Genomic DNA, 11786 nt, shown 5'->3' with positions numbered 1-11786 from the left:
AATGAACAATGTTAAATAGTATTGAAAAAAGAAAATACTTTAAATCAATCTTTTTTTAAATCAATAATCTTCTTCATATAGGTTAAAATTCAATAAAAGATGAATACAATCAAACACCTTTTTATTTTACTCTTTTTAATACAGGTTTCTTGTAAGTCTACAGACGCACTCACTATTATTAAAAAGCTTGAAGTTCCTAAAGGATATACGCTTGTTTGGAATGACGAATTTAATAAAGGATCAAAACCTAATCCTGAGTTTTGGTCATATGAGTACGGTTTTGTACGCAATAATGAGATGCAATGGTATCAAGAAGAAAATGCCACTATCAAACGTGGTAATCTCGTAATTACTGGAAAGCGAGAAATAGTTAACAATCCCAATTATATAGCGCAAAGTAACAACTGGAAAAAGAATAGACAAGTAGCAAACTATACTTCTTCCAGCATTAATACGCGTGGTAAGTATGAGTTTAAATACGGTATTGTAGAAGTACGCGCAAAAATTGATACTGCAAGCGGAATGTGGCCTGCAATCTGGACATTGGGAGTCAAAAAAAGATGGCCTTCAAATGGTGAGATAGACATTATGGAATATTACCAAATTGATGGTGTTTCTCACATTTTAGCGAATGCCGCATGGAAAGGAAAAGAACGAGGGGTTTCCTGGGATAGTGAGGCAATTCCTTTTACTGCCTTTTTAGAAAAAGATTCAGACTGGCCCAATAAATTTCATATCTGGAAAATGGACTGGACCGAAGATTATATAAAACTCTATCTGGATGATGAGTTATTAAATACAATAGATTTAAGTAAAACTAAAAATGTAGACGGATTTAATGGGTTTCAACAGCCGCATTATTTATTGCTTAATCTGGCATTAGGTTCTAATGGAGGTGAACTAAAAGGCACAAGCTTTCCAAGATCCTATGAGGTTGATTACGTGCGAATATTTCAAAAATCATAAGATAATAAGACAATGAATAAACAACAGTTAACTTTTGTTTTGGCGCTATGTATTGGTGTAATCACGGGTATAAAAGACTTACAAGCACAAGAAAAGCGGGAGTATATGGTAAATACCATGATAAAAATTGCCGATCCGCTTTTAGAGGCATTAAGTAAAGACCAGTTAAAAGAAAAAATGCCGGTAGAGCGCTCTCCGGGAGCCTGGGATGATCGCAAACACGTAACCTATTTGGAAGGTTTTGGGCGTTTATTTTCTGGAATGGCACCGTGGCTGGAGTTAGGTCCTGATGATACTAAAGAGGGTAAATTGCGAGAAAAGTACATTAAGCTCGTTTTAAAAGGTTTAGAAAACGGAACCAATCCCGAGGCTGATGATTTTATGAATTTTAGCACAGACCGTCAGCCACTGGTTGATGCTGCTTTTTTAGCACAAGGTTTATTAAGAGCGCCTACACAAACGTGGGATCGTTTAGATAAGAAAACTCAAGAAAACGTAATTAACGCTTTAAAATCATCACGTAAAATAGAACCGTATTACAGCAATTGGTTACTCTTTACTGCTATGGTAGAAGCCGCTTTGCTCAAGTTTGATACTAGTGGAGATTTAATACGTATAGACTACGCATTGAATAAGCATAAAGAATGGTATCTGGGAGATGGGATGTATGGCGATGGACCCGATTTTCACTGGGATTACTACAACAGTTTTGTAATTCAGCCTATGTTGCTTGATATTTATAAAACACTAGAAGAAACCGGTCACGCAAAAGATAGAGATTATAAAAGAGCAAAAGAACGTGCAACCCGTTATGCAGCAATTCAAGAGCGTTTGATTGGTCCGCAAGGTACATATCCTCCTATCGGGAGATCTCTGGCTTATCGTTTTGGAGCATTCCAACTGCTGTCGCAAGTTGCACTAAGAGATGAGTTGCCTAAAGATGTAGCACCCGCTCAAGTACGAGATGCGCTGTTTACTATGGTGAAAAATCAAATTGAGGCTCCGGGAACTTTTGATGAAAATGGATGGCTAAAAGTAGGATTATACGGAGCTCAAAATAATATCGGAGAAGGTTATATTTCAACAGGTAGTTTATACCTCTGTTCTGAAGTGTTTTTAATACTGGGGCTGCCTGCAGACGCTCCTTTATGGAGTAATCCCGAGACAGACTGGACTCAAAAGAAAATATGGAGTGGTCAGAATATTAATATAGACCACCATTACTAATTTATAAATTAAATCTTACAACCTAATAATAATGAAATTAATAAAGTATTCAAACCAGATGGCATTGGGAATAACCTTGAGCCTACTTGTAGTAAGCTGCAAGAGTACCACAGATAAAAGCACAGATGAAGTAGTAGAAACCGCTGAAATTTCAGCTTTGCCACAAGATAAAAATGAAGTAGTTGCAATTATAAATAAGGTAAATACACACTGGCAGGAGACTCATCCAAAACACGCGCGAGCTTTTTGGCATCCTGCTGCATATCACACCGGAAATATAGAAGCCTATAAGGTTACTAAGAATCAGGATTTTTTAGATTATTCTACGGCCTGGGCAGAGAAAAATGAATGGAAAGGCGCCAAATCTGATGATAAATCACACTGGAAATATTCTTATGGTGAAAGTGATGACTATGTATTATTTGGAGACTGGCAAATTGCGTTTCAAACCTATATAGATTTATATACGATAGAAGGTTTTACAGATGATTCAAAAATAGCACGCGCTCGTGAAGTGATGGAATACCAGATGTCTACCGAAGCTAATGATTACTGGTGGTGGGCTGATGGCCTATATATGGTAATGCCGGTGATGACCAAGTTGTATAAGGTTACAGGCAATGAGCTCTACCTAGAAAAGTTGCATGAATATTTGGCATATGCAAACAGTATTATGTTTGATGAGGAAGCAGGGTTGTATTTCCGCGATGCAAAATATGTATATCCAAAACACAAAAGTGCTAACGGAAAGAAAGATTTCTGGGCTCGTGGTGACGGTTGGGTATTTGCTGGCCTGGCAAAAGTTATTCAGGATTTACCGGAAGATGCAAAATATCGTGATGAGTATATAGCGCGTTTTAAAACGATGGCTGCTGCATTAAAAAGTGCACAACAACCCGAAGGCTACTGGACACGTAGTATTCTTGATCCTGCGCACGCTCCGGGACCAGAAACCAGTGGTACAGCATTTTTTACTTACGGGTATTTATGGGGAATTAATAATGGTATCCTTGATACAGACACGTATGTGCCGGTTGTTGAAAAAAGCTGGGCGTACTTAAGTGAAGTAGCATTACAGGATGATGGTAGTGTAGGATATGTACAGCCTATCGGCGAAAAAGCAATTCCCGGGCAAGTAGTTGATGTAAAATCTACTGCAGATTTTGGGGTAGGAGCATTTTTACTAGCTGCTTCAGAGATGTATCGTTTTGTAGAAAAACAATAGTTTATTAAAGGTATAGTTCCTTCAAATATGGGGGAAACTATGCTAAGTTTTACAAATGTGTTTATTACATTTATATAAAAAAATATGAAAATAGTAAAAGTACTTTGTCTATTGTTGCTTACAGGCAGTGCATTCGCTCAAGAAATAAAACCGGCGAAACAAGTAGATGGCGAAATGCCACTTTTTAAGGTCGAGAATCCAGATTTAACAACGAGTCCGTTAACGGGGATGACCAGAAAACACTGGGAAGATGCGGCACGTTATATTCTTGAAGGTGCCTTTAGCTACATAGATAATCTAGACGACCCTATGAAGTTTCCTAAACTTCCGGGTAAGAGTTATCCACATAGTGTAGATCGGGTTCCTACCGAGAAATTAGAAGGTTTGGTACGTACACTGTTTGTAGCAGCACCACTACTTAAAAAAGAGCCCAATCTTACCTTAAACGGAATTAAAGTAGCAGAATATTATCAGCATCAGATTCCTAAGTTATTAGATCCTAACGATCCTGCTTATATTAAGCACAGAGGTAATGGCGGTCCCAGTCAGAACTTAGTCGAATATGGAGCATTGGCGATTTCATTATTTATATCACCCGAAACCTTATGGGAACCATTAAGTCAGGAGGTAAAAGATGGTCTTGCAGCTTCAATGCTGAGTTATGGAGATGGTCCTACAGTAGATTCTAACTGGAAATTCTTCAACATATTTGTATTAAGCTTTTTTGATGCTCAGGGTTATAAAGTTAATAAACCTTTGCTTGAAGAATATTTACAAAAATCCTTAGACGACTACCGGGGTCAGGGTTGGTACAATGACAATCCCGCTTATGATTATTACAGTATGTGGGCATTTCAGGTATACGGTCCTATGTGGGCAACGGTTTATGGCGATACGCATTACCCGGAATTTGCAAAAGGTTTTAAAACTAATTTTCAGGATTTAGTGTATCACTATCCTTATATGTTTGCAGAAGATGGTAAGATGATTATGTGGGGAAGAAGCATCAGTTACCGTATTGCTTCAATTAGTCCGTTTCCGTTTTCGGGAACATTAAATGACGATACGATTAATTTTGGCTGGTTGCGTCACATCTCATCCAGCACATTACTTCAGTTTTTAGAAAACCCCGAATTTTTAAAAGATAGAATCCCTACGTTGGGGTTTTATGACCATTTTGAACCTGCAGTCCAAAACTACAGTACACGCGGAAGTGTATTTTGGATGGGTAAAGCCTTTCTAGGATTGCTATTGCCAGAGGATAATAAGTTTTGGACAGCTACTGAAAATGAAGGTCCGTGGGAATCAACTTTTGAAAAAAATAAGGTCTATAATAAATTTCAAGCTGCATCAAATATTTTAATTACAGATTATGCAAACATAGGCGCTGCTGAGGTAAGAGCCTGGTGTCACGAGAAAAAAGCAGACGATTGGCAAGGATTTCGCTCTAGCGAAAATTACAATAAGCTATCTTATAACTCGGCGTTTCCGTGGCAGGCAGATGGTGAAGATGGTACCATCTCTATGAACTATGTGTTTTTAAATGCCAAGAAAGAATGGGAGCCGTGGAGGTTGTATACCTTTAAAAATTATGAAAGTGGTGTGTATTACAGAGATGCAGTTTTAGAAACAAACGATCAGGTAAAAATGCAACTCGCAGAAATGCCACTACCTAACGGAATTTTACGCGTAGATAAACAGTTGAGTACGGTGCCCGTAAAAATGCGTTTAGGACATTACGCTTTACCTAAACTAGAAGGTAAACCAATTACAGAATCTAAAATTAAAATTGGTAATACCGAAGCGACACTCATTGATAATGGCGAGTATGTATTGGCGCTTGTACCCTTAAGTGGCTGGAGTAACACCGAAATAAAAGAATCTGAAGGTTTACATCCTGTAGCAGACTTTAGCAAAGTTATCAATGTGATTGCTGATTTTTCGCCAAAGGCTAAAAGTACAGTGTTTGCTACATTAATGCTTTGGAAAAAATCTGGAGAATCGTTTAGTGAAGAGGAATTGATGCCGCTTACTTTAAAGCTTACAAACGATAAAGCAGAAGTAACATTTACTACTGGAAAGACACAAACCATTAAATTCTAATGTCGACTGAGCATTAGAGCTACTCAATACTGAAATTATGAAACCTAAAAACAACTTAATATTATTATATCAGAAGCTGTTTTTAGGTTTTATGCTTCTTTTTACTTCTGTATTATTTATTTCCTGTAGTGAGGATATCAAACAAGAAATAATTTTTGAAGCAGGAGTTGTTGATACGATCCACTTTAATTATTCTAATCAAGCTCACATCGCTGTTCCCATAAAGATAGATAGTACAGTTTATGATTTTTTATTTGATACAGGCGCGTCTACTACACTTTTTGATGATGAAATTGCAATGGAATCAACTAGTAATCATACCTCTATATTTATGGATTATTATGGAGAGAAGCGGACTGAAAGATTAATCTGGCCAGAGAAAATAGAACTAGGAAAGGTTTCTTTTCTAAATTTTAAAAATTTTCAGCAAACTGGTTTAAGTATTGACGGAATTTTAGGAAACAATATACTACGGGAACTCTGTTGGGTGATTGATTTTAAAAATGATAGAATATACGTCACTAATAACATAAAAAATCTAAAACTACAATTAGGAAAAGGTTTACCTTTTACGCTGAGAAATAATATTGTTTATGTGAATGCTCAAATAGGAAGCGACACCGTGCCACTAATAATCGATACAGGTGACCCAACCGCTGCAATAAGGATGAACAACCGTAATATGGGTGAGGATCGTAAAGTTGATATGATTAAATGGAAATATTATAGAGATCCCCTGAACATATACAATGAATCGAAGCCTGTGGTAGAAGACTCATCTTATGAAACAATTTTACCACTTAAGTTAGGCGATAGGATTTATGGAGATGAACTAGTTAAATACGTCAATTATAGAGAACACGCTGGTGTAGGATTAGGTTTTTTATCTCGATTTGAGAAAGTGATATTTGATTATCCCAATCATAAATTATATTTTTTGGGAGAAGGTCACAAAACGGTAGCGTATCATATTGAAGCTAACGAAGCTATAAATGGTTCAGGTGTCTGGGTTGGATTGCAGAACAGTTTGGTAGTTGTGAAAGGCCTTTCAAATCAAGCACAAAACGAGGGCTTAAAATTGGGTGATACTGTTATCGGAGTCGATGAAGTAGTTTTTCCTAAAAGTTTAAGGGACGATTTTTTTCAAGAACAAAAAGAATTGATGAATTATATCAATAAAACGGATATTGATTCAACAGTACAATCTTTTGAGGAAATAAAGAATTCAAAATTTATGCAGTTAACTACTAAATTACGGAATTTAGATACAGTTGCTGTTCTACACGTCAAGAGGAAAAAAGAGTTTGTTAATTTGGCTGTAAAGCCTAAGGTGAATTTTGATAAATTTCCTGATACGTTCCAAACTTATACGCAGTTTAATTTAGATTATTTACCAATTTTATATACAAAAGGTCATATGTATAAGAAGCCACACATTTATTTTAAAAAAGAGTAATGTGTTAGTTATTATAGCCCCTACAGAATAATTATACAAATTGTTAAATCTGTAATCCTATATTAATATGAATTTAAACCGATCACTTTCTGTAAAATCCTTTTTAAGACTGGTGCTTTGTGCTTTTCTATTCTTTACAATTTTTAGTCGTGCGCAGGAACAAATCGCGCAGGAAGCATTTGCAGAAAAGGTGTATTTGCAACTCGATAAAAGCGTCTATCAAAAAGGAGAAACCTTATGGTTTAAGGCGATTGTAACTCAGGCAAAAGATCATCAGCCATCTCCATTAAGTAAGACGTTGCACGTAGAACTTATAGATGCCAATAATAAAATAATAGATAGTAAGCAGATTCCGTTAGAGCAGGGAGTGGGTTCAAATTCTTTTGAATTAGCGTATTACTATTTAGCAGGTACTTATCAATTAAGAGGGTATACAGAGTGGAATCGTAATTTTGGAGATGCATTTACTTTTAAAACTCATATTCAAATTTTAGAAAATAAAGCCTCACAAACTACAGAGGTTTTTAAGATTCTAAATACAGGTACAGCCGTTGCCGGAAATCAGCTTGAAGTTTTAATTAAACCTGAGTTTATAGATTCTACGGCAGGAGCTACTATTGACGTACATTTTGAGGTAGCCGGGAATACTAAAACATACCCTGTAGCAAAAAATGATGCTGGAGATTTTATATTTAAAAAGGATATTCCTCAGGATGCTCGATGGAGCGAGTTAGCTGTAGAAACGGCTAATGGCGCGCGGCATACTGAATTTTATAATTTAGCAAAGCCAAATATTGATTTACAATTTTTTCCTGAAGGCGGAAATTTTGTTGCAGGTATTACCAATTTGGTTGGTTTTAAGGCACTAGATCATACCGGTAAAGGTGTTTTGGTCGAAGGTGAAGTTGTTGATGAGAGTGGAGTTGTTATAGGTAAATTTAGAAGTAATAGTCTGGGAATGGGGCAACTTTTTTTGGTTCCGAAGAAAGCTACAAAATATCAGGCCAGACTTACAAAGACTGATGCTTTATATGAATCTAAAGCCACGACATTCTTTGATTTACCCGAAGTTTCTGACCAGGGAACTTTATTAAATGTAAAGCTCCTTCGCGATAAATTACTGCTCTCAATTACTTCTACCGAATTTATAAATGATTCTATTTCAATACAGGTATCAAGCCGCGGGATTTCTAACGGTAAAATTTATCAAAAACTGAATGCGGGAAAACTTACCCTACCGGTTGATAAAAGCAGTCTGCTGGCTGGTATTGTGGTTTTTACATTATTTGATAAAAATGATAAACCACTTGCAGAACGTCTTTATTACAATGATTTAGAAACGCAATTTTTAGACCTTAACATCAGCACAGATAAGTTGAGTTATCGCTCTGGAGAAGAAGTAAGCGCACAATTAAATATTGCTAATTTTCCTAAAGAAACGGTACTTCCTACGGTTTCTGCAGTTGTTGTAGACTCTGTTTTTTCAGCAGTACAAATGGGTAAATCTATTCAAACCTATATGCTGCTGAGTTCTGAGTTGAAAGGAACTATAGAGAATGCGACTTCTTATTTTGACAAAACAAATACACACAGACAACGAGATCTGGATGCTCTTATGCTAACACAAGGCTACCGAAACTATAAATTTATTTCAGAATTAAATGATGATTTTAATTTTGAGCCGGAACTGGGTTTGTATGTAAAAGGGGATGTTGCCGCATTGCTTGCCGAAAATAAAATGAAAGAAAATGTCGAGGTAAGTCTTATGGTTTTTGGGGAGCAGCAAAGCTTTTATGAACAACAAACAGATAGTTTGGGAAGATTTTATTTTCCGCTTCCACCATTTACAGGGAATCGTTTACGCGCCGTGCTTCAGACTAAAAATGATGCCGGTAGACAACGAGATTATACCCTAAATCTAAACAAATTTGAAAAGCCTAAGGTCGATTTTAAAATACAGGATAAGTTGAATACTACTTTAGCCTCGAATTCGGAATTTTCAGAGAAAACAGCTAAAAATCCAACAGATTCATTTTTTGATTTTGATTCTAGCGTAAACCAGTTAGATGAGGTTGTTTTAGATACTTATGAGATGACTCCACAACGTAAAAAGGTTCAGGATTTGTACGGTAAACCAGATGTTATTTTTGAGGGAGATAAAATACGTGATAAGCAAGAAAGCTGGTCGTTTGGGTTGTTTAGTGTACTTCGGGCCGCTTTTGGCAATGAGATTACATTTTTACCAGTTACAGACAGTACCGGCACCTATTTGAAGCCGCGAATACAGGCGGGAGACGAAACTTTAATTCTTGTGGATGGGATTACTGTGCGCAATTATGAATATCAATTGCTTCAAAATTTGTCCACCGCAGATATTAAGAGTGTTGAAATAATAAAAGAAACTTCATCAAATTATCAGGATTTGTTTAGAGAAGCAAATCCATTTTCTGACTTTAATACAGTGCCTGCCTGGGGAAGTATTTTAGCGATTTATACTTATAGCGGTAACGGAATTTTTACAGCGTATAAATCTAAAGGAATATTAAAAACAACCATACCGGTCTATCCTACTTCAAAAGAATTCTATGTTCCGAAATATCAAGATAGGGAGAATTCTACCACTACAATTCAACTGGAAACTACGCTTTATTGGAATCCCGATGTTATAGTAGATGACGCAGGTACCACGCATTTTTCATTTTATACTAATGATCTTCCGGGAACAAAAACCATACTCATAGAAGCGCTGTCACCTTCAGGAAAAATAGGATATTCCCGTTATGAATATACCGTTTTAGAAAAGTAGTTTTTAGGATAAAAAAATGTCGGTTGTTATTTAACTTCAATAACAACCGACATTTAAAATTTAAGGTAAGTCTTCTCCTTTAGAAGCGATATAAATTTTATACCACTGCTCGAGGCTTAATTCTATTTTAAGGGCATCTACGGCACTTTTAATACGGTTGATGTGTTGAGAGCCAACAATAGGCATTATGCCCACAGGATGCTTCAATAACCAGGCGTACATCACCTGATCTATCGTCTCAATATTTAATTCTGATGCAATTGCTTTTAAAACGGAATGTAAGCGATGTTCCTGTTCGGTTTCAGGTTTGAATAAACCACCACCGGCTAGTGGAGACCACGCCATGGGCTTGATTTTATGCTTTTGAAAAAACTCGATATTTTCATTATCAAAATGCTCTAGACATCCTACCGAAATTTCAACCTGATTGGTCGCCAGTGGCATATCTAAATACGCCTGTAAACTATCAAATTGCATAGGAGAGAAGTTCGAAACCCCAAAATTAAGCACCTTCCCGCTTTGCTTTAATTCATCAAATGCTTTGGCAACTTCTTCCGGATTAAAAAACGGAGCCGGTCTGTGTAATAATAATAAGTCGAGACGGTCTGTACCTAAATTTTTTAGGGATGCTTCAGCTTGCTGAATGATATAAGCCGCACTATAATCGTAAATTTTTACATCTAATTGCGGATTAAAATCTGTATTCAAACGAATACCGCACTTGCTAATAAGCTGCATTTTAGATCTCAACTCAGGTTTTAATGCGAGTGCTCGCCCAAAGAATTCTTCGCAGGTATAATTTCCATAAATATCTGCGTGATCAAATGAGGTTATACCCAATTCTAAAACCTGCTCAATGAGTGTTAAAAGTTCCTGGTCACTAAGATTCCAATCTCTTAAGCGCCAATAACCGTGTATGATTCTTGATAGGCTTAGGTTATTGTTGAGTGCTATTTTATTTTCCATAGTATTGTATCGGTTTTTGCAAAAGCGAAAAAATTAGTCGTTTTTAAACTTAGGTAATTTGATTTTATAAATCTCAAATTCCATATCACTAATATCACCTGTAGCTTCGTTAATTCTAGAATTTGTATAGTAAAAATAGCCGTCATAAATACTGAAGGTATCTGCCCAATTTACTTTTTTTCCTTGTGCTAAGGTTTTTGTTTTATTGCGGTCTGGTGATAAATATTCAATTTTATTTTCCTCCAGATTTGCGAGAAAAAGTCTGTTGTGCGCATCTAGAAGCATACCATCTGGAGCTCCTGTTGTATAACTCTTAATGTTTGAGGTGTCATTGTTGAGAAGATCGTCAATATTTATTTCGTATAAAGTGTATCCTGAAAGTGCGTGAAAATATAAAATGTCTTGTTCTTCATTCAGCGCTATACCATCAGAGTTTACCGTACCCTTCCAGATTCCGTTATCAAACGTCAAAGTTTCTACTTCGGCTTTTGTCGTTTTAGAGTGGGTTAAATATCCTTTAGAAATACCGGTTTTTAAATCTATAGTTATGATGCCCCCTGCGCCGGAATCTGTAAGAAAAATTAGATCGCGTTTATGATCTATGCGCATATCATTTATGTAGGTGTTATTTGTAAAACTGCCTTCAGTAAGCGTGTAGGTTTTTAAATGAGAATTTGTTTTTAAATCAAAAACCTGAACTTTAGGAGTGGCTATGATCCCCTTAAATTGTGGGTTTGCTGTTTCTATAACATACAGTTTATCTGCATCGGCCCACATGGCCTGCACACTTATAAATTGATTATCCTGCGGTTTTTGATTTAAAGACCAGGTATTCCAGTCGCTATTAGGATAGGGTTTTACGCTGCCATCTTCCATCACTTCAACTACAGAGTAAGGGATGTCTTTTCTCCATCTGGGAAAATTAGCAAATAATCTTCCGGTTTCAGAAATGGTAATTCCGGTTACTTGTGCACCTTTAAATGAAGCGACTTTTTTCTGACTCAAAACAGGTGAATATATCAGGAAAAGCAGGCTAA

At 36.4% G+C, this 11786-nt stretch carries 8 protein-coding genes; 6 read left to right on the top strand and 2 right to left on the bottom strand.

Annotated elements, in window-relative coordinates:
* Nucleotides 1-99 precede the first annotated feature (99 nt).
* The 6 genes from ACIGAM_RS16240 (at nt 100) to ACIGAM_RS16215 (ending at nt 9783) form a co-directional block, all read left to right on the top strand.
* Nucleotides 100-966, top strand: a complete 867-nt coding sequence (locus ACIGAM_RS16240; RefSeq protein ID WP_396512522.1) for a family 16 glycosylhydrolase — start codon at nt 100-102, stop codon at nt 964-966.
* 12 nt (nt 967-978) lie between these two features.
* Nucleotides 979-2193, top strand: coding sequence for a DUF2264 domain-containing protein (locus ACIGAM_RS16235; protein WP_396512521.1), 1215 nt, complete (start codon nt 979-981; stop codon nt 2191-2193).
* 31 nt (nt 2194-2224) lie between these two features.
* Nucleotides 2225-3418 carry a glycoside hydrolase family 88 protein gene (locus ACIGAM_RS16230; protein WP_396512520.1) on the top strand — a complete coding sequence of 398 codons (1194 nt, stop codon included), beginning with the start codon at nt 2225-2227 and terminating at the stop codon, nt 3416-3418.
* A gap of 84 nt (nt 3419-3502) precedes the next feature.
* Nucleotides 3503-5521, top strand: coding sequence for a DUF2264 domain-containing protein (locus tag ACIGAM_RS16225; RefSeq protein ID WP_396512519.1), 2019 nt, complete (start codon nt 3503-3505; stop codon nt 5519-5521).
* Between the two features lie 37 nt (nt 5522-5558).
* On the top strand, nt 5559-6977 hold the full coding sequence (locus ACIGAM_RS16220) for a retropepsin-like aspartic protease (protein WP_396512518.1): 1419 nt from the start codon (nt 5559-5561) through the stop codon (nt 6975-6977).
* Between the two features lie 67 nt (nt 6978-7044).
* Nucleotides 7045-9783, top strand: coding sequence for an MG2 domain-containing protein (locus ACIGAM_RS16215; RefSeq protein WP_396512517.1), 2739 nt, complete (start codon nt 7045-7047; stop codon nt 9781-9783).
* 60 nt (nt 9784-9843) lie between these two features.
* On the opposite strand, the gene ACIGAM_RS16210 is transcribed toward ACIGAM_RS16215, so the two are convergent.
* Together ACIGAM_RS16210 and ACIGAM_RS16205 are read right to left on the bottom strand one after the other, a co-directional pair.
* Complete coding sequence (locus ACIGAM_RS16210) at nt 9844-10749, bottom strand: aldo/keto reductase family oxidoreductase (RefSeq protein ID WP_396512516.1); 906 nt, start codon at nt 10747-10749, stop codon at nt 9844-9846.
* A gap of 33 nt (nt 10750-10782) precedes the next feature.
* The gene (locus ACIGAM_RS16205; protein WP_396512515.1) at nt 10783-11754 is read right to left on the bottom strand and encodes an L-dopachrome tautomerase-related protein; all 972 of its coding nucleotides are present in this window, start codon (nt 11752-11754) and stop codon (nt 10783-10785) included.
* Nucleotides 11755-11786: the final 32 nt, after the last annotated feature.

The organism is Leeuwenhoekiella sp. NPDC079379, from assembly GCF_044542075.1.
GTDB lineage: Bacteria > Bacteroidota > Bacteroidia > Flavobacteriales > Flavobacteriaceae > Leeuwenhoekiella.
Note: the sequence above shows the minus strand (reverse complement) of the source record. Positions and strands in the feature narration are given on the sequence as shown.